This window comes from Peribacillus sp. Hz7, assembly GCF_042136355.1.
Lineage (GTDB): Bacteria > Bacillota > Bacilli > Bacillales > DSM-1321 > Peribacillus > Peribacillus asahii_A.
Genome location: NZ_JBHHJV010000010.1, coordinates 78,809 through 98,961 on the forward strand (window position 1 = coordinate 78,809; position 20,153 = coordinate 98,961).

20 protein-coding genes and 1 other annotated feature (1 of these 21 cut by a window edge) are annotated in these 20,153 nt (G+C 39.0%); of the genes, 1 reads left to right on the top strand and 19 read right to left on the bottom strand.

Annotation, left to right across the window (positions count from 1 at the left end; genetic code table 11):
- The 8 genes from ACE199_RS14580 to ACE199_RS14615 form a co-directional block, all read right to left on the bottom strand.
- Positions 1–1,429 (bottom strand): glycosyltransferase family 4 protein (locus tag ACE199_RS14580; RefSeq protein ID WP_375350421.1); only part of this gene is annotated, 1,429 nt, incomplete at its 3' end.
- Positions 1,426–2,526 carry a CotS family spore coat protein gene (locus ACE199_RS14585; RefSeq protein ID WP_375350422.1) on the bottom strand — a complete coding sequence of 367 codons (1,101 nt, stop codon included), beginning with the start codon at positions 2,524–2,526 and terminating at the stop codon, positions 1,426–1,428. The genes ACE199_RS14585 and ACE199_RS14580, both read right to left, overlap by 4 nt.
- Before the next feature lie 357 nt (positions 2,527–2,883).
- Complete coding sequence (locus tag ACE199_RS14590; protein ID WP_375350423.1) at positions 2,884–3,699, bottom strand: hypothetical protein; 816 nt, start codon at positions 3,697–3,699, stop codon at positions 2,884–2,886.
- Between the two features lie 210 nt (positions 3,700–3,909).
- Positions 3,910–4,146: a YrhC family protein gene (locus tag ACE199_RS14595; RefSeq protein ID WP_375350424.1), complete on the bottom strand. Its 237-nt coding sequence runs from the start codon at positions 4,144–4,146 to the stop codon at positions 3,910–3,912.
- Positions 4,147–4,256: 110 nt separating this feature from the next.
- A complete protein-coding gene (locus tag ACE199_RS14600; protein WP_375350425.1) occupies positions 4,257–5,393 on the bottom strand; it encodes a bifunctional cystathionine gamma-lyase/homocysteine desulfhydrase in 1,137 nt (378 codons plus the stop codon).
- Between the two features lie 2 nt (positions 5,394–5,395).
- Entirely contained in the window at positions 5,396–6,319 is a 924-nt protein-coding gene (locus tag ACE199_RS14605) for a PLP-dependent cysteine synthase family protein (RefSeq protein WP_375350426.1), read from the bottom strand.
- 102 nt (positions 6,320–6,421) lie between these two features.
- Positions 6,422–7,117 (bottom strand): 5'-methylthioadenosine/S-adenosylhomocysteine nucleosidase, encoded by a 696-nt coding sequence (mtnN, locus tag ACE199_RS14610; RefSeq protein ID WP_375350427.1) that lies wholly within the window; start codon positions 7,115–7,117, stop codon positions 6,422–6,424.
- Between the two features lie 15 nt (positions 7,118–7,132).
- Positions 7,133–7,387, bottom strand: a complete 255-nt coding sequence (locus tag ACE199_RS14615; RefSeq protein ID WP_375350428.1) for a hypothetical protein — start codon at positions 7,385–7,387, stop codon at positions 7,133–7,135.
- Between the two features lie 262 nt (positions 7,388–7,649).
- Between ACE199_RS14615 and ACE199_RS14620 the strand changes: the two genes are divergently transcribed.
- Entirely contained in the window at positions 7,650–7,862 is a 213-nt protein-coding gene (locus ACE199_RS14620) for a DUF2536 family protein (RefSeq protein WP_375350429.1), read from the top strand.
- Between the two features lie 202 nt (positions 7,863–8,064).
- Here ACE199_RS14620 and ACE199_RS14625 read toward each other — a convergent pair whose 3' ends face one another.
- The 11 genes from ACE199_RS14625 to alaS all read right to left on the bottom strand — a co-directional run bounded on the left by ACE199_RS14625 (position 8,065) and on the right by alaS (position 20,019).
- A complete protein-coding gene (locus tag ACE199_RS14625) occupies positions 8,065–8,694 on the bottom strand; it encodes a YrrS family protein (protein WP_375350430.1) in 630 nt (209 codons plus the stop codon).
- A gap of 71 nt (positions 8,695–8,765) precedes the next feature.
- Positions 8,766–10,505 carry a peptidoglycan D,D-transpeptidase FtsI family protein gene (locus tag ACE199_RS14630; RefSeq protein ID WP_375350431.1) on the bottom strand — a complete coding sequence of 580 codons (1,740 nt, stop codon included), beginning with the start codon at positions 10,503–10,505 and terminating at the stop codon, positions 8,766–8,768.
- A gap of 309 nt (positions 10,506–10,814) precedes the next feature.
- On the bottom strand, positions 10,815–11,291 hold the full coding sequence (gene greA / locus ACE199_RS14635) for a transcription elongation factor GreA (protein ID WP_127761456.1): 477 nt from the start codon (positions 11,289–11,291) through the stop codon (positions 10,815–10,817).
- Positions 11,292–11,765: 474 nt separating this feature from the next.
- Positions 11,766–13,040 (bottom strand): peptidase U32 family protein, encoded by a 1,275-nt coding sequence (locus ACE199_RS14640; protein WP_375350432.1) that lies wholly within the window; start codon positions 13,038–13,040, stop codon positions 11,766–11,768.
- A gap of 23 nt (positions 13,041–13,063) precedes the next feature.
- Positions 13,064–13,993: a peptidase U32 family protein gene (locus ACE199_RS14645; RefSeq protein WP_375350433.1), complete on the bottom strand. Its 930-nt coding sequence runs from the start codon at positions 13,991–13,993 to the stop codon at positions 13,064–13,066.
- Positions 13,980–14,645 carry an O-methyltransferase gene (locus ACE199_RS14650; protein ID WP_375350475.1) on the bottom strand — a complete coding sequence of 222 codons (666 nt, stop codon included), beginning with the start codon at positions 14,643–14,645 and terminating at the stop codon, positions 13,980–13,982. The genes ACE199_RS14645 and ACE199_RS14650 overlap by 14 nt, the downstream gene beginning before the upstream one ends.
- Positions 14,646–14,882: 237 nt before the next feature.
- On the bottom strand, positions 14,883–16,016 hold the full coding sequence (gene mltG / locus ACE199_RS14655) for an endolytic transglycosylase MltG (protein WP_375350434.1): 1,134 nt from the start codon (positions 16,014–16,016) through the stop codon (positions 14,883–14,885).
- Between the two features lie 312 nt (positions 16,017–16,328).
- The gene (locus ACE199_RS14660; protein ID WP_119117440.1) at positions 16,329–16,610 is read right to left on the bottom strand and encodes a DUF1292 domain-containing protein; all 282 of its coding nucleotides are present in this window, start codon (positions 16,608–16,610) and stop codon (positions 16,329–16,331) included.
- An 11-nt stretch (positions 16,611–16,621) separates the two neighbouring features.
- Positions 16,622–17,047 carry a Holliday junction resolvase RuvX gene (gene ruvX / locus ACE199_RS14665; protein WP_180319795.1) on the bottom strand — a complete coding sequence of 142 codons (426 nt, stop codon included), beginning with the start codon at positions 17,045–17,047 and terminating at the stop codon, positions 16,622–16,624.
- Positions 17,047–17,316: an IreB family regulatory phosphoprotein gene (locus tag ACE199_RS14670; RefSeq protein ID WP_127761461.1), complete on the bottom strand. Its 270-nt coding sequence runs from the start codon at positions 17,314–17,316 to the stop codon at positions 17,047–17,049. Before ACE199_RS14670 ends, ruvX begins: the two co-directional genes overlap by 1 nt.
- 66 nt (positions 17,317–17,382) lie before the next feature.
- Complete coding sequence (gene alaS / locus ACE199_RS14675; RefSeq protein WP_375350435.1) at positions 17,383–20,019, bottom strand: alanine--tRNA ligase; 2,637 nt, start codon at positions 20,017–20,019, stop codon at positions 17,383–17,385.
- Positions 20,020–20,072: 53 nt separating this feature from the next.
- Positions 20,073–20,153: a binding site (T-box leader), on the bottom strand (it continues 129 nt past the right edge of the window).

Below are 20,153 nucleotides of genomic sequence, written 5' to 3' on the forward strand. Positions count from 1 at the left end.
TTACTTTTTGATTTTTCACTGTGGCTGGTTTCTCTGTTACTTTTTGATTTTTCACTGTGGCTGGTTTCTCTGTTACTTTTTGATTTTTCACTGTGGCTGGTTTCTCTGTTACTTTTTGATTTTCCGTTGTGATTCGTTTCTTTTTAGTTTTTTGATTTTTCATTGCAGCTGGTTTCTCTGTTGGTTTATCTATTCTATCTGTAATAAATGAAATAGTTTCTGCAGTTTTAGGCTGGCTCGCTGTCAGTTCCATAGGAGTCTCTGCCTTATTCACTGAAACCGCTGTTTGTTTAGCTTGTTTCCATACTGTAAGAACCTCAGAAGCTACGCGATCCCATTTGTAGTGCGATAGGGCAAGCGATCTTCCTCTTTCTCCCATTGTTTTCATCATTGCTTTGTTGGACAATACTTCTGTAATCTTTTCTACAAACTGACCTGGATCCTCGGGATTTTCTACTACAAGACCATTTTCTCTTAATTGGATAACTTCTGCATTCCCTCCTCTTGCCGTTGTTACGATAGGAAGGCCTGCTGCCATCGCTTCATAATGAACCCTTGCCAAAGGTTCTGGCCATATAGATGTACACACAAATAAATCAGCGGCCGCAAACCAGTTTTGAATTTCACTTGGTGCTACAAAGCCTGTTGTCACAACAGGTATCGGCAACTTTTTCGCCAGTGCTCTTACATAGGCAATATAATCTGTTACAGCATCCTGACTAAACCACTTACTTCCTACGATGACCAAGGCTAAGTCCTTATATTTCTGAGATAGCTCCGGCAATGCCCTAATTAATCGATCGACCCCTTTATTTCGTGAAAGCCTTCCCGCATATAAAATGACTGTTTTGTTTTCTAATCCATGTGCCTGACGAATATCTTGGCGAATCTTTTTCATATTTGGATGGCTACCTGGTAAAAATTGCTCGGTATCTACCCCGGAATAAACCGTATGAACCTTTCCAGCAGCCTGTGGATATAGGCTCTGTATAACGTTTCCAACGTAATCGCTAACCGTTACAATACTTGATACTTCATTCAAGACCGCATTGGCCTCAATAGGATCAATTTTTTCTGCATTGAACATGTCATTATGCATGCTTAATGTAATTTTAGCTTCCGGAGCTACATTACGAACAGGGAGAACAAGTCGCGGACGATTAAAAATATGGATTAAATCAAATTGATTAGATTCAAGATAACGAACGACTCCTTCTTTATACAATTCTAATATTTTCCCTGGCACCCGCACATAAGAAACACCATTGATTGTTTCCTGATCTGGTAAATCAGGATCACTAATTCCAAGTACTGTAATATCATGTGATTGTTTTAAATAAGGGAGGATACCCGCTATATATGTTTGAATGGCTCCCCCTCGTATCGGAGGCATAGGAAGTTTTTCAGTACAGATCATTAAAACTTTCATAATGCTTCAACCCCAATCCAATCGTCTTTAATTTCTTCTAACACAGGCCATTTCGTTTGATCGAGATTGATAATCGTTTGAATTAATTGAACCGCTTCTTCATTTAAAAATAATTCCGGCTCAAATATGACTCCTTTCAAGTTCTTATAGAATTCATTAGGAAGTGACAATTCAAGCATTAAGATGTCATATACTTCAGCACTTATTGGATTCACTTCATGGTAAGCTTTAATCATTTCTCGTACCCAAGTCGTATCCCACTGAGAATTATCTATCATTTTATTCGAAATTAGTTTTCGTAAATCCCGAATCGGAAGATCGAAGGCGACACCATCGAGGTCAATAATCCACATCCCATCTGAACCCATTTGACCATTGGACCAGCCATAATCTTGGTGCACTAATCCCCAATACGCGTTCCCTTTAGCCACTAAATCAAGATAGCTTGATTGATTCAGTCTTTCTAAACTCTGTATGGCTTGCTGTTCAAAGACATCTACTGCTTGTAATAAATGAGAGCTAGCCGGCATTTCTGGATAAGCATACGCAATATTTCGTAACCAATCTATTTTAGTAATAATCTTTTCAAAATTCCTTGGCCATTTATGCAGCCTTGTCGCCATTTCAGCATGCTTTGGAGGTTCATATCCTTTACTTAAACGATGAAACTCACCAATAGCTCTACATAAATGTTTCGCACCCTCTAAGTCTTTTGAAGCAGGTGCTAAAGGTTCAATCCACTCCGCAACAAACCATAATTTCCCGTTTGCTTCAACATAATTGCTTCCATCCTTTGTTTTCACAATCGCCGGAACTCTTGCTTTTTGAATTTCCACTAAATATTCTTGAGCTCCTAAACTGAATAAGCTTCTAGTCGGCCTACGATGCAATAACTTCAAACTTTTTGGCCCTGCAGATGTCTCAACTTTCCAAATAGCGCCACCTCTTGCCGGCTTAGTTGCCATGACTTGCATACTTTGAACTGAAAAATCATAATGTACTAGAACTTCACTTGCTATTTTTTCAATATATTCAGGCACAAAAAGTTCCAACGTCAATTCGTCCAGTTCCCATGGTTCAATCAGTATGTTCTCCACCTTATCCCTCCTATAAAATCAAAATAATCAAGTTTGCAAAATTAAAGCATAGAGCATTCATTCTTCCTAACAGATGCATTATGTCTAGGATTTTGTACCTGCAGGATTCATTCACTACTTTTTACTAAACTATGCTCAAAAAAAATATTTGTATAGGACAACCGCTTAAAGAATTCAACAATTGAAAGATAATGTCCATAACAAGATTCCAATATGTACGTTCATCATTTAACTTACAGTGTCACAATAAAAGTCCGTATGCATGTGAAAAGCAGGTCCCCTTTAAGGAAAAACCTGCTGAATAAAATTGTATATTCGGTCTAAGTATTAAGACCATACTATACAACCTATATTATTTTATGATTCATCTTCGTCTTCTTCTCCGCTTTCGTCTCCGCTTCCGTCTCCTGACTCGTACTCTTCTTGACTCTCTTCTTCTTCTCCGCTTTCGTCCCCGCTTCCGTCTCCTGACTCGTACTCTTCTTGACTCTCCTCTTCTTCTTCTCCGCTTTCGTCTCCGCTTTGGTCCCCGCTTCCGTCTCCTGACTCGTACTCTTCTTGACTCTCCTCTTCCCAACCTGAGCTCTCTTCTTCAGAACTTGAACAGCATTCCTCTTCCCAACCTGAGCTCTCTTCTTCAGAACTTGAACAGCATTCCTCTTCCGAACTTGAGCTCTCTTCTTCAGAACCTGAACAGCATTCCTCTTCCGAACTTGAGCTCTCTTCTTCAGAACCTGAACAGCATTCCTCTTCCGAACTTGAACTCTCCTCTTCCGAACTTGAGCTCTCCTCTTCCGAACTTGAACTCTCCTCTTCCGAACTTGAGCTCTCCTCTTCCGAACTTGAACTCTCCTCTTCCGAACTTGAGCTCTCCTCTTCCGAACTTGAACTCTCCTCTTCCGAACTTGAATTCTCCTCTTCGTAACCTGGGCTTTCCTCTTCCGAACTCTCTTCTGATAGATTTTCTTCTTGAGTTGCCAGTACTGCCTCAAATGCTTGTTCCTCAGGTACAACTTCGGTTAATACATCTAAATCAGTATCTTCAGTAGCTTCATCTTCTACCTCTCTATCCTCTTGTTCCCGCTTGTTTACCCCCTCCGTAAAATGCTTATACAAATATACGGCTTTTCGAAAAGATGAATGATTATTTCCTTGTTGTGAAAAACCCTCCACTTTACTTACCTCCTGTTCTTATACATACATTTATTTGATTTCAAGTTCTATTCATAAGATATTCTGTAGGCGATAATTTGTGTAATACAATAGTGGATACTGGACATTTTTTATACAGCTTTTGTTGATTATCATAGCCGTATAAAAAATAACCTCAATCCTATTAAAAATAGGATTGAGGTTATTTAAAAGAAATCGATTACTCTGAATCTAGTCATTTAATTCAGCAAGATTCTTTTTATATTTAGAAGATTGCAAGAAACATCCAATCGATGCTGCCAAAAACAAAACCGAAGCAAGCATATAACCGTTCACATCAAACGCTGTCTTTCCTTCTGTCGGAAGAATCGTTCCTAAATAGAAAAAAGAACCAACACATAATAAAGTAATCGCAAAGCGTTTGTAATCTATCATCTTTGCAGAAAGGTTTTTCAGTTTTTTATTCAAGAATACTCACCTTCTCTCATAACTAGTAAAACACGGATAATTTATTCTACCATATATACATCCATTTACTATTTGTTAATATTTTCAAACAGAGAAGGTGAAGACTAGGATTAGTCTTGTAAGGCTTGTTCTAGATCTTCAAGTAAATCTTCAACATCCTCAAGGCCAACAGAAATCCGAATCAGACCGTCTGTAATGCCTAATTGGGCACGGCGCTCTGCTGGAATCGATGCGTGTGTCATAAGAGCGGGAATAGAAATTAAACTTTCCACTGCCCCAAGACTTTCTGCAAGTGTAAAATACTTCACTTTATTTAACACTTGCGCTGCTTTTTCGGCACTGCCGACATCAAAGGAAATCATGCCGCCAAAGCCACGAGATTGGTGCTTCACAATATCATGATTGGGATGACTTTCTAGTCCTGGGTAATACACTTTTGAAACAGCATCATGATTAACTAAGTAACTTGCAATTTTGTTGGCATTTTTCTCATGCTCTTCCATACGAAGACCGAGCGTCTTCATACCTCGTATTAATAACCAAGAATCTTGAGGGCCTAACACACCCCCTGTTGAATTTTGAACAAAATGAAGGTCTTCACCTAACTTCTCATCCTTCACAACAGCAAGACCTGCGACAACATCACTGTGACCGCCAAGATATTTCGTTGCACTATGAAGAACAATATCCGCACCAAGCGAAATTGGATTTTGCCAATATGGTGTTGAGAATGTATTATCTACAATGGTTAATAAGCCGTTTGCTTTTGCAATTTTGGCTGCGGTTTTAATGTTGGTAATTTTCAGAAGAGGATTTGTTGGGGATTCGATAAACAACGCTTTCGTATTTTCTTGAATATTTTTTTCAATTTCACTTAAATCGCTCGTGTTAATAAATGTGGCACTTAGTCCAAATCGATGTAACACTTTTGTAATTACACGAAAAGAACCGCCGTATACGTCATCTGTCACTAAAATGTGATCTCCTTGATTAAACAGCATCAGCACCGCTGTCATCGCTGCCATTCCTGAACCGAAAGCAAAACCGCGTTTTCCTTCTTCTAGCTCCGCAATGAATGTTTCTAGCGCATGACGTGTCGGATTACCTGTACGTGAATATTCATAACCAGTATGATTGCCTGGTCCATATTGTTTATACGTACTCACTTGATAAATCGGGACAGAAACCGCTCCTGTTTGTTCATCACCAAAGATACCCCCATGAATTAATTGTGTTTTCCTCTTCATATTCAAATACCTCCTTGGTAGATTTTTTTACTTAAGTAGCGATCGCTCGCATCTGGGAAGATTACGACAATGTTTGTACCTTTCGAAGCAACTTGTGCTTCCTTCACTGCAGCAGCAAAAGCTGCGCCTGAAGAGCTTCCAACGAGCAGTCCTTCTTTGGCAGCTAACTCTTTTACATAGCGAAACGCCTCTTTATCTACAATCGTATGAGTATCATCAAAATAAGATTCATCCATATAGGTTGGTAAAAACTCCATGCCTATTCCTTCTGTCTTATGCGGGCCGGGTTTGCCGCCATTTAAAATCGATCCCTCCGGTTCAACAATAACTGTTTTTACAGAAGGATTTTTTTCTTTTAAATAGCGGGAGGTTCCCATAAACGTACCTCCTGTTCCAGCTCCGGCAACATATACATCTACTTTTCCATCAAGCTGCTCCCAGATTTCAGGTCCTAGTGTTTTATAATATGTTGCTGGATTGGCTGGATTGGCAAATTGCTGCGGACAATAGGAATGAGGAATTTCTTTTAAAAGCTCTTGAGCTTTTGCAATGGCTCCTTGCATCCCTGCTTCCGAAGGTGTACGCACAATCTCGGCACCGAGAGCCTGCATCAACTCTTGCTTCTCTATACTAAACTTCTCTGGTACACAGACTATAACATGGACCCCATAATGAAGAGCTGCCAGCGCTAGACCAATCCCCGTATTTCCAGCCGTCGGTTCAATCACCGTTCCACCTGGCTTTAATGCACCGCTCGCAAAAGCTGCTTCTAATAGCTCTACTCCTAAACGATCTTTTATACTGCCACCTGGGTTAAAGAACTCCAATTTAGCGAAAATTCGCACATCTTTCGGAAGAGAAAATCGAGTAATTTCTAACATAGGGGTAGACCCAATTAATTCATGTATATTCCGAACAACTTTCATATTCTCCCACCTTTTCACCAAATATAAGTTAACATACCTCTTTACCCGGTTAATGTGTAAAATGATAATTGACGAAAAATAATTTCGTCAATTATCAGATGACTACTTCATTTTTTCAATCATTTTTAAAACAAGCTCAGCAGAATGCAGGGCTGCCGTTTCTAGGAACTGATCAAATGATACATTCGATTCTTTTCCTGCAATATCAGAAAGGGAACGAATCACTACAAAAGGCGTTCCAAATTGGTGAGCCACTTGAGCAATTGCTGCTGCTTCCATTTCTACTGCATATAAGTCTTTAAACTTACTGCGTACAAACTCCACACGAACAGGATCGTTCATAAAAGAATCTCCTGTTACAATCAACCCTTTTGCTACTTGTGAATGAGTCATTTCCTTCGCTGCTTCTTCTGCAATGGCAAACAGCTTTGAATCTGGCAAGAAGGCTTCCGGCAATTGCGGTACTTGACCATATTCATAGCCAAAAATCGTTACGTCGACATCATGATGGCGAACTTCCGTTGAAATAACAACATCCCCAACATTTAATTCTTCATGATATCCACCAGCCGAACCTGTATTGATTACAGCATCTGGTTTGAATTTCTCTAATAAAATGGTCGTCGACATCGCCGCATTGACTTTCCCGATGCCTGACTTTAGAACAATAACCTCTATACCATTCAGTGTACCGATATTAAACTCCGACCCAGCAATGTTAACTTGTTCTAAATTCTCTAATTTATCTCGTAAAATCGTTACTTCTTCTTCCATTGCTCCGATAATTGCTACTTTCATTCACTAAACCTCTTCCTATAATTTTTGAGCTTCAACAATCCAAACAAATTGATTGCAACGAATGAACGAAGCATCAAATCCGTTCTCTTTCAACACCTTCTGTAAAAAAGGAATCATTGTATAGTATTCCGTCGACAAATCCGTTGCTAGATTCAGGAATCCAGCAGCTTTTGCCTGTTGAATAGCTGCTCGATGCACTTCTTTAGACTGATACATCGTATCTGTAAATACTATTTTACCACCTGGATGGAGTAACTTGCTATAGTTCACAATCGCTTTTTCCTTTTCTTCATCTGTTAAATGATGAAAAGCATACGTGCTGACAATGTTATTAATCCAAAAATCAATAACGTTCTATAACATAGTCTTCAATTTCAAAAATATTATACATGAAACATATGGATATAGTATGATTCTATTTAAAAATGGTTCAATATTTATAATAAACCGCCCTTATCTTCAAACGGTTTCAATATAAATGAACCGCCATGCATGCTACAATAAAGTGAATAAAACATTGGAGGGCAGAACAATGACTTTTCAACTAAATTTAGACTTAATAGATGATAAAATTGAATTTTTTGAAGCCGAAAGCATTAAGATATTAGAAGAAAAAATTCAAACACAAATTGAAAACAATAAAGCGCTCATGCTCCATGTTCACTCTGTTTCACATGAGATGTATGTAAGCGAAGAAGGGCGACGTTTTTATAGCGCTGTTGTCCATTTTAAAGCTAAGAAATAATAAAGTGAAACTTCCATCAGTGGGGGTTTTTCTTCATCCCCCACTGATGGTTAGTTGAACCAATCGGACCTTTACGGGCAGTTGTCCCCCACCTATCTTCCTTGTTCACTCTGAATCTTGAGATGGGGGTCTTACTGCCCGTTAAGAGTGGGATGAAATGACAAAGAACCCTCACATAGCCTGAGGGTTCTTTGTTTAAAGACTATCTGCCTCTATCATTTTCCTTTAATTCTTCCACCTTCACAGGCTTCCAGCCAGCTCCATCAACCCATTCAATATACACGCGATAAGCTTGCGGATTATCCCCTTCTGATACAGTACCAATGGCTGTAGTCGGGGAACCTCCATTTTTCAACCACCAAAGGCGCATACTGCCTTCATCTAACCCAGCTCCGTAAGCAATAGCCTTCGTCATTTCATTCCAATCTTTAGAGCCTTTTTCAAAGCTTGTCGTATGTGAACCAGTTTGCTCCGTTCCAATCGGCTGCCAATCTTCGCTTGTGTACGTATTTAATACATTGGCATCTCCACTGCCTTCTATTTGTTCAAGTTTAACACCGTCAGCCTGTTCCTCTTCTGACTCTGATTCTTCAGTAACCGCTTCCTCAGTTTCATCTTTCCCTTTATCCTCCGGTTCCGATTCTGGTGTGGATTCCTTTACTTCTTCTTTTGGAGCTGTTTTTTCCTGTTCTTTAGATACTGGGTCTACATCATTATTCGTAAAAATAGTAATAGCAACAATCACAATAAGTAAAGATACAATCGTAATCGCGATGTTGTAAAATTTATTTATTTTTCGCTTTTTATCATGTCGATCAAGACGAGAAGACAAAATATAACCTCCCTTATCTTTTCTTTCTATTCTAACATGACCTATCCTAAAATCGCATCCTACTTCTTTCGTCATTGGGACTCTAGTTGATGAACCACTTTCACAACGTCTGCGAATAGTGGAGTCATACTGCTTGACTGTTCCGTTGTATCTAAGCTAACTGTTACAAGCGCATATTTTGGCTCTTTATATGGAAAATAGCCAGCAAACCATTTATTTAACTTGCCTGTTTCTAGATTTGTCTGAGCCGTCCCCGACTTACCGGCAACCTCATAAGGAAGGTTCTGCAGCAAGGCACCTGTTCCTTTCTCTTCCGTAACGACCCCTCTTAACAACTGCTGCAGTTTAATCGTTGTATAAGGTGAGATAGTCTCTCCTTCTATCTTTTGATTTGGAAAATCGACCACTGTTGTCCCATTATTAAACTCAACTTTTGATACCGCTTTTACTTGATCTTTTTTACCGCCGCGCGCAATCGTGGCCATCATATTTGCCATAGCAAGTGGTGTCGTCTGAACATCCTGCTGTCCAATCGCTGTTTTGGCAATCATTTTCTTATCTTTTTTTAATGCTTGATCATGCCAAACTTTTCCTGATTGCTCGCGATAAAGCTGGGTAACATGGGTGTGATATACATCGCCGCTCCACCCTACTTGACCGATGATTCCTAACTTTTTAGCATATTCCTCGAAAAAGTTAGGATTCTCTTCCGCTATTTCTGTAGCAAGCTCAGCAAATGTTCGATTGCAGCTTTGAGCAAAACTATTTTTAAAGTTTAGCCTGCCCAACGGACGTTGTTGATCAACCTTTCCTTCAATCGTCAGGTCACAATTGAACATTCGATTAGATGGAATGGCACCATAATCGATTGCCGCTGCTGCCGTAATCGTTTTAAACACCGAACCTGGGGCTTTTTGTGTCGTCATCATATTGACTGAGCCTATTCCATTTGGGTCATCTTTTTTAAGTGCTGGACGTGATACCATCGCAACAATCTCACTTTTTTCGATATCTAGTAAAACAAGCCCTCCATTGGTAATCTTATATTGGTCAACAAGTGCTTCTGCTTTTTCTTGAATCTCCCTATCAATAGTTGTGATGACTTTAACAGGATATAAGGGGTTCGCAGGCTCCACATATTTCACATCGACTCCAAACAAAGGGCCGCCGCTTGCATCGACATGAAACACAAGCTTAGATTCGCCTTCCGATAGTAAAAACTCATCAAATGTTCGTTGTAAACCCTTATCTCCAATTCTCGTTTCAGGGGATAAGTTTAAATCTGGATAGCGCTCCAGTTTTAGCGCATCCGATTTAACCGTCGTACCAATTAATTGAGCAGCAAGCCTATCCTCTCCGTAAATTTTCTGATTGACCGCAAACACACCTGGGATTTTTAATTCATTAATAGCTTTTGATTGACTTAATGATAACTGAATCGGCGTATCCCCGCCAAATGCAAAAGGCTCTTTTGCATTTGCAACTGCGGTAATCAGTGCTTGTTCTGAAGTTCCAATAATACGCGCTACTTCATCAGCGGGCCATGTCATTTTACTTAAAAACGGAAAGAGTACAAGCGTTGGAATTTCTTCATGAGCTAGCGGCTTTCCATTTCGATCATAAAACTTCCCTCTTCCATCATCAATTTTTAATACTTGTGAACGCTGCTTCACACTCGCTTCAATTAAATTTACATGATGTTTAGAAAACGATTCTGTCGCAACTAGCTGTATTTGTACAAGCCGGCCAACTAAGGTGATAATTAATACCATTAGTATCGTGGCAACGATGATCATTCGTCGTTTATGCATCCAACAACACCTCGTTACCATTGTTGACGCGATTAAACAATTTAATTCTTTCCCCATTAGAAAACTCACCAATTAACCTGAGTTCGCTTGCACTGGATATCAAAAGATTGTCTGCCATTTTTAAATTTTATCCCATACTTAAAGGACGGGAGTCCCTACTGATGGAAGTTTCACTTTATAAGTCTCTAAATGGCAAAAAAGCAGATTCATCAATCAAATCTGCTTTTTGGCTAAATCTTTACCTGAAAGCGGCAAAGATTTCATGATGTTTCGAGACAGCGTTTTAATACTTATTCATCTGCAGAAAAATCACTGAATAGAAGTAATCTTTACTTGCATTTCGCCGCCTGGTGTTTGTACGGTTACTTGGTCGCCCACTTTTTTACCAATTAAACTTTGAGCAATTGGTGAATCGTTTGAAATTTTTCCTTCAAACGGATCTGCTTCTGCACTACCAACGATTGTATACGTTTCCTCGTCTCCATCTGGAAGCTCAATAAATGTAACAGATTTCCCAAGAGAAACCGTATCTGAATCTAAATCGCTTTCTTCAATAATCTTCGCATTGCGAATCATATTTTCAAGGGTTGTAATTCTGCCTTCTACAAATGCTTGCTCATCTTTTGCAGAATCGTACTCAGAGTTCTCTGATAAATCTCCGAAGCTGCGTGCAATTTTAATTCTTTCCACTACTTCTTTACGTTTTACTGTTTTTAACTGTTCAAGCTCTTGCTCTAATTTCTCTTTACCTTCTTTTGTCATCGGAAATACTTTTTCTATAGCCAAAACTCTTCACTCCTTCAAGTTCTCACAGATACAAAGGTTCCGTGATGTATATGTACTTTTTAATTCAAACAAGTCGAATATATATAAGTGCGCGACCTCATAAAAGGACGCGCTATCTACTAGAGAAATCCTAGCATATAAATCGACTGCCTTTAAAGAAGCAGTCGATTATTTCACTGTCTTTAAGATAGAGTATGACCTTTCCCTTCATTTGTCTAGTCTTTTTACAAAGGTTTCGTTAAATAACACTGTTGATTTTTGGCTCATTTAACTTTCAGCAGAGCTGAAAGGCGTGTAAAATCGCGGTTTCACACGAATGAGCGAAAAATCGTATAAATCAACAATATTCATTAACGTAGACTTTAGAAAAACAGCAGGGTTCAGGAAAATTTCACCTATCTTTATTTATGCTATGTTATTACAAAATAGACTTTTATTCAAGATTTTGTTTAACACTTTGTCCATGTATACGTCCTATTCATTTTCTTTACGCATCATGTTGTTAACAAATACAGGGTGATCTACTTTAATACGAACAATTTGCAACGGATGACGAGCAGCGTCTAGTTCATTGCCCTTCTCGTCTAAAATGACGCCTACTTTTTGCGTAAAGTTTTCGATTTCTGGACCAAAAAATTCTACTTCATCCCCTGGCTTAAAGAAATTTCGCTGTTGTAATGTAGCAATTTGAGTATCCGGATTATAATCTAACACAAGCCCCGCAAAGTCAAAACGAGTCTTTGTGCTATGATTCCCAAACATCTGCTGCTTATACCCCGGAATATCTCCTTCCATAAACGCTGGAGCCGTCGGACGATTCGCACATTTGTCCAATTCATCTAACCATTCCTGCTTAATTGAGAAGTTGTCTGGATCCGCGCAATACGTATCAATCACTTTACGATATACACTAATAACAGTTGCGATATAGTGAATCGATTTCATTCGTCCTTCTACTTTTAAGCTATCCACGCCAATCTCAATCATTCTTGGCAGTGACTCCAATAGTTTTAAGTCTTTTGGACTCATAGCAAATGGAGCATCTTTTTCGTCAAATAACGCTTTTTCACCGTCACTATCCAGCTCGTATAAATCATAATCCCAACGGCAAGATTGACAGCATCCACCACGGTTAGAATCACGAGCCGTCATATGATTAGATAACGTACAGCGGCCAGAATAAGCAATACACATCGCACCATGCACGAAGGCTTCAATTTCAATATCGACTTTTTCCTTCATTAATTGAATTTCTTCAGCACCTGTTTCACGAGCAAGTACAACGCGCTCCAGCCCTTCTTCCTTCCAATATTGAACGGCTTTCCAGTTCGATAATGATTGCTGAGTGCTTAAATGAATTTCCACACTCGGTGCTACTCTCTTACATGTTTCAATAATTAATGGATCCGCTACAATAATACCATGTACACCAGCTTCTTCTAAACCAGCTAAGTATTCTTCTAACCCATCAATATTTTCATTATGAGCAAAAATATTCGTTGTTACATATACTTTTGCCCCATACTTTTTCGCAAATTCAACGCCTTCTTTCATTTCTTCGAATGTAAAGTTTCCGGCATTTGAACGTAAACCATACTCTTGTCCACCAATAAAAACGGCATCTGCACCGTAGTGAACGGCAACTTTTAATTTTTCTAAATTTCCGGCAGGTGCTAACAGCTCCGGTTTTTTCACAATGACTCTTTTTCCATCAATAATTTTGGAAATTTTATCAGCAATAGCGTTCAAGGCTATTCCTCCTCATTCCTGTATTAATAAACTGTTTCTTTAAAGAAAAATCCTGTATCTAACGCCCGATTCTTCGGTTGAATCGCTTCAATTTTTTCAAAAAGTTCACTCTTAATTCCATCATAACGATCCACGTCTTCTACACATAAATCAATAGCTTGACGATATAATTTCGTTGTTTCAATAATATATTCTCGTGTTTTTAAAATCCCATCAATCTTAAACGAATCAATACCTGCTTCAACTAATTCTTGGAGCTCGTCAATCATACAAATATCGTTCGGGCTCATAATATGTGTACCGTTTTCATCTTCATAAATCGGATATTTATTTTCACGCTCTTTATCATGTAAAAACATATTTCGTTGTTGTGCACGATTTTCTACTTCTAGTGATTTCCCTTGGTATTCAAAATAGTTTCCAAGCAATGTTCGTTTAGATTGAAACATGCACGTCATTCCATGCACTTGTACTTCAATTTCTACTTCAGCATGTTCTTTCATTTCAATGACAGCATCCATATTAATTTCACGAGCTGCGACAGCACGAACTGAGCCACGGCGTCCCCAATAGTTCGCTGTATACCAATTTGTTACCGTCATTTCTGTATTCCAGTGCAACGGCATATCTGGCGCTGCAGTTCGAACTGCCATTAACACAGCCGGGTCTCCCCAAACGATGCGGTCAACTCCTGCTTCTTTTAGAAAAGCAATGTACTCTTCTAATTCATCTACTTTTTCATTATGAAAAAGTGCATTCATCGATACATATACTTTTTTGTTTGCAGCATGAGCAATTTGAATGACTTCCTTCACATCTTCACGTGTAAATTCTCCGGGTAAGCGAAGCGCATAACGCTGCTCACCGATAATGAACGCATCGGCTCCTGCCTTAATAAGCGGTTCTATATCCGCTACACTTGTTGGAGTTACGAGCAATTCAGGCTTTTTCATTTTGTTCACCTCTATGTTTACTAATGGCTATGCCATCTCCAATCGGTATAATGACCGTATCGTAATGTGGATGACTGAGCAGCCATGTATTAAAATTTTGAATTCGTTTAATCAGACCACGTTTACGTCTTGGGGTAATAGTAGCTAAATCCTCCGCAACTAGACCTTTAAATAAAACATTATCTGTAATGATAATTCCTCTCTCACTTAGCAGCGGCTCATACAATTCAAAAAAACGACGATACTGTCCTTTCGCTGCATCTACAAAGATTAAATCGAATGGTCCATGGTCCTTTACAACCTCAAAGGCTTCCAATGCATCAGATTCAACAAGGGTAATACGGTCGCTCAAACCAGACTTCTCAAAGTTTTGCTTCGCCGCTTCGATTCGCTTTTCAATCCGCTCAATCGTGACAATACGAGCACTTGGCAAAGTCATCGCCATTCGAATGGCTGAATATCCAATCGCCGTCCCTAGTTCTAAAATCTTTTGCGGCTGCTGAAGTCGTAAAAACTGTAATAAAGTCGCAATCCCTTCCGGCTCCATAATCGGGACATGCTCTGCTTCTGCAAATTCTTCAATCTCTTTCAGTAATCCAGTCCGCTCTGGAATTAATGATTGAAGATATTCATCTATTTTTCCGTTCAAAATCTGTTCCTCCAAATACGTACGATCCCTTAAGATGGTCGTACATTCTTAATATTTGTGACGACTAGACTTTTGGAGTCCTCTAATCGGCCTACATTAGAAAAAACTCGGCAACTGCCGAGCCAAAAGGTCATTATGTCCTTTTTCACTTGTCTTATTCTATCATATAAAAATAAATCTTGCTTTTCAAACTGGCGATTAATTCTGATGAAATATTTAGTGAAAATACCTAATCCCTTATTATTGATTTGTAATATGTTCCGCTTTCTTCACATTATGCTCATCCAATGTTTTCGAATACAGCACTTCCCCTTCAGGAGTGGCTAAGAAATACAAGTATTTAGTCTTTTCCGGCTCTAACACTGCTTTAATGGACATCTCACCAGCATTAGCAATCGGTCCAGGCGGTAAGCCTTTCACTTTATAGGTGTTATAAGGAGAATCAATCTCTAAATCTTTATAAAAAACGCGGTCCTTATGTTCTCCTTTTGCATATAGCACCGTTGGATCTGTTTGTAACGGCATCCCTTTATCTAGACGATTATAAAAAACAGAAGCAATTTTAGCACGATCGACTTTTTCTGTTGCTTCTTCTTCCACAAGAGAAGCCATTGTCAACAGCGTATGGACAGAGTAATCTTGCTCTATCATTTGTTCTTCATATTTAGTTAACATTTCTTCTGTTTGTTTAAGCATCTTTGAAATAACGGTTTCTAACGATGGAGCCTCTTCCTCAAAATCATACGTTGCAGGAAATAAATATCCTTCAAGTGAATATTTAATATCCTTGTCATAAATATCGTCTGTCAATAAAGCAGGGAACTTATCTTCCATACTTTGAATAAATTTTTTATCATTTAGTTTCTTAAATACTTCTTTCGGATTTTGATCTGTTTTTTCGGCTACAATCTCGGCGATTTGGACCAGTTGCTTGCCTTCAGGAATCGTAATCTTCAGAGCCGCCTCTTTCATCATCTTTCCGGTCTTAATGCTGTTAATAATTTCTTGGTGCGTCATCGACGGAGATAATGAATACTTCCCAGCCTGAAAACCAGATTCATTGCGAAATTTAATATAATATTTAAACACTCGTGCATTCTTAATAATTCCTTCTTCTTCTAGCAAGTTAGAGATAGAACTAACAGAAGAACCAATTGGAATTTCTACCGTTCTCTTTTTCTTATCATCCGGGTCCAGCGGCTTTAGCGCTGAATTGACATATAAATAACCGCCTATTCCTGTTATTCCTATTATCACAATCATCGCGATCATAATTCGAAGAACAATCTTTCGAACTAATTGAGCATCCTCTTGCTGCTCTAATAACTTCTCTCTAATATTTTCCTTTTTAGATTGCTTTGAGTCCATCTTCATTCCCCCCTTGCACAACCACAACACAAATTGATTATTTATAGAAATAATCACTTCGAATATTATACTAAAACAAAACAGCAAATACATAACTTTTACGAAATTATACAATTTATCCTACATATTTATCGCAGATTAACAGGCAATAAGCCCCTATCTCAAGAGGAAAGATGGGTAAAGAAGGAAAAAATCATTTTATCTCACACTTAACTGGGATGAGGGGCCCCACTGACAGAAGTTTCACTTTATCAATAATATAATTAAATAGTTTCATACAAAAAAAGCTGATCCCCATTAGGAGGATCAGCCCGCATCTTACTCTTCGCCTTCTTCGTCTAAAAACGTGTTCAACATTTCTTCAATCATATCCCACTCTTCATCTGTTTCGATTGGAGCAAGTTCACCATCTTCGTTATTTTCACTTGGTGTGAAAGAAGAAGCATGAATTTCGATTTCTTCATCTTCGTTATCAGAAATTGGGTAGTATAGCACATATGATTTGTTAAATTTATCAGAATCGAATGTGAACAAAATTTCACAAAGTTGCTCATTTCCGTTTTCGTCTACTACTGTAATATTATTTTCACCATGTTCCATTCTTTTTCACCTCAAAGAGAATTTGTTTGATTGTCTAAGAAACCTTGCAGAATCATGACAGCCGCCATTTTATCAATGACCTTCTTGCGTTTACTCCGACTCACATCGGCTTCAAGCAGCACCCGTTCAGCAGCCATTGTAGTTAATCGTTCATCCCATAACACGACAGGCAGTTTGAATTTCTTTTCTAAATACGCTGCGAAATTTTGACTTGCTTCTCCGCGCGGTCCAATCGTCCCGTTCATATTTTTGGGAAGACCGAGTACGATTTTTGACACTTCATGTTCTTGAATAATTTCTCCAAGCCGTTTTATGCCAAAGTCTTTTACTGCTTCATTGATTTTAATTGTTTCCAATCCTTGTGCGGTCCAACCCATGGCGTCGCTAATTGCAACGCCAAGCGTTTTTGAACCTAAATCAAGTCCCATTGTACGCATTAGTATTCCTCTCGCTGATTCTTTAAATACGATTTGACCAGCTCTTCAATAATTTCATCCCGTTCAAGCTTACGAATTAGATTTCTCGCATCCTGATGACGTGGAATGTAAGCGGGGTCACCTGACAATAGATAGCCAACAATCTGATTGATTGGGTTATACCCTTTTTCTTGAAGAGCAGAATACACTTGAAATAATACTTCCTGTACATCTCTTTCAAATGGTTCTTCAGGAAAACTAAATTTCATCGTGTTATCAAAGGAACTCATATGGTCATGCACCTCTCCTCTACGTAGAGACTTCCATAATATACATTGTACAACACTTCTTACCGATTATGAAAGTGAACGTACCCATTCTTCGACAAAATCAAGTGCTGCATCCAATTTTGCTGGATCTTTCCCGCCAGCTTGTGCCATATCTGGACGACCACCGCCGCCACCGCCGCAGCGAGTTGCTACCTCTTTAATTAATTTTCCTGCATGGTAGCCTCGATCAATAAGATCTTTCGTTACACCAGCAATTAAGTTTACTTTGTCACCTTGTGCAGAACCAAGTACAAGAACAACGGAATCCAGTTTCTGTTTTAAATCATCTGCCATGACGCGTAAGTTATTCATGTCTGTATCTTGCACTTTCGCAACTAATACGTTAACACCATTCACTTCTTTCACATTTGAAACAAGGTTTCCAGCTTCAATGTTACTTAACTTCGCAGATAGACTTTCATTTTCGCGCTGCAGTTCTTTCGTTTCAGCTAACACGGCATCAATACGTGCTGGTACGTCTTTCAAATTCGTTTTTAGTTTAGAAGCGGCTTCTTTTAAAAGCGTAATTTGGTCCGCCATTAATTTGTAAGCTCCAGCTCCTGTTACGGCCTCAATACGACGAGTTCCAGCACCAATTCCGCTTTCCGAAACAATTTTGAATAGACCGATTACCGCTGTATTTGGTACGTGACAACCACCGCAAAGCTCTAAGCTATAGTCTCCAATTTGAACAACACGGACAATTTTACCGTATTTTTCACCGAATAGAGCCATTGCCCCCATTGCTTTTGCTTCGTCAATATCTTTCAAATCAATTGTTACTTCTAAGCTTTGCCAAATTTTCTCGTTTACAATCGCCTCAATTTTCTCTAATTCCTCTGGCGTAATTTGACCAAAGTGTGAGAAATCAAAACGTAAGCGTTCTGCTTGCACAAGGGAACCCGCTTGGTTAACATGTGTACCGAGTGTATCTTTTAATGCTTGATGTAAAAGATGTGTCGCTGTATGATTCTTCACAATTTCGCTGCGGTTTGCATAGTCAACAGTTGCTACTACTTGTGCGTCAGCCGATAATGTTCCAGCAACGACTGTTACGCGGTGAAGATTTTGTCCATTCGGTGCTTTTTGAACATCCTGTACAGCTAATTGTACAGCCTCACTAGTAATCATTCCTGTATCAGCAATTTGACCGCCGCTTTCTGCATAAAAAGGTGTTTGATCTAAAATGATTTGAACTTCTTCGCCTTCGTGCGCTTCTGTAATAAGCTCACCGTCTTTAACGATTGCCACAACTTGCGCTTCTACTTGAAGTTTGTCATACCCAACAAACTCACTTGCAACCTTCACATCACCTAAAACGCCGCCTTGAATTTGCATAGAATCTACATCTTGACGCGCAGCACGTGCACGTTCACGTTGTGCTTCCATTTCTTTCTCAAAGCCGTCATGGTCAACGGTCATGTTTTCTTCTTCTGCATACTCTTCTGTTAATTCAATTGGGAAACCATATGTGTCATATAAACGGAACGCATCCGCACCTGGAATGATACTTTGCCCTTGCTCTTTTTGTTTCTTAATCACTTCAGATAAAATGCTTAATCCATCATGCAGTGTTTCATGGAATCGCTCTTCTTCGTTTTTCACAACTTTAGCAATAAAGTCTTTTTTCTCTAGCACTTCTGGATAGAAGTCTTTCATGATTTCCCCAACAACGGGCACTAATTCTAACATAAATGGTTCGTTAATGTTGATTTGTTTTGCATAACGAACGGCACGACGAAGTAAACGACGTAATACATAGCCGCGGCCTTCATTAGATGGGAGCGCACCATCACCTACTGCAAATGTTACCGTACGAATGTGGTCGGCAATGACTTTAAACGCTACGTCTGTTTCTTTATTTGCCCCATATTTCACATCTGTAAATTGTTCAACGGCACGAATAATTGGGATAAATAAATCTGTATCAAAATTCGTTGGTACGTTTTGAACGACAGAAGCCATACGCTCAAGGCCCATACCTGTATCAATATTTTTCTTTGGAAGCGGTGTATATGTACCATCTGGATTATGATTAAATTGAGAGAAAACTAAGTTCCATACTTCTAAATGACGTTCATTTTCTCCACCTGGATATAATTCTGGATCGTTCGGGTCGTCGCCATATTCTGGTCCGCGATCGTAGAAAATTTCTGTATTTGGACCACTTGGGCCTTCTCCAATATCCCAGAAATTTTCTTTTAAACGAATAATTTTCTCAGCTGGAACCCCAATTTTCTTATTCCATAACTCAAATGCTTCATCGTCTTCAGGGTGAATGGTTACAGCTAGTTTATCTTTATCAAAACCAATCCACTTTTCATCTGTAAGGAATTCCCAAGCCCATGTAATGGCTTCTTCTTTAAAATAATCGCCGATTGAGAAGTTTCCTAACATTTCGAAGAATGTATGATGGCGTGCTGTTTTCCCTACATTTTCAATATCATTTGTACGAATTGCTTTTTGCGCATTTGTAATTCTTGGATTTTCTGGAATCACTCGTCCATCAAAATATTTTTTCAACGTCGCTACCCCAGAGTTAATCCATAATAAAGATGGATCTTCATGCGGAACAAGTGACGCACTCGGTTCAATGTTATGTCCTTTTTCTTTGAAAAAATCAAGATACATTTGGCGTATCTGTGCACCAGTTAAATATTTCATCTATTTTTTCCTCCTTTTAATTTTGGGCATACAAAAAACTCCCATCCCTAAAAAACAGGGACGAGAGTTAGCTCGCGGTACCACCCTGATTATGGACATCTTGCCTGTCCATCACCTTCATCTAGCCTTAACGC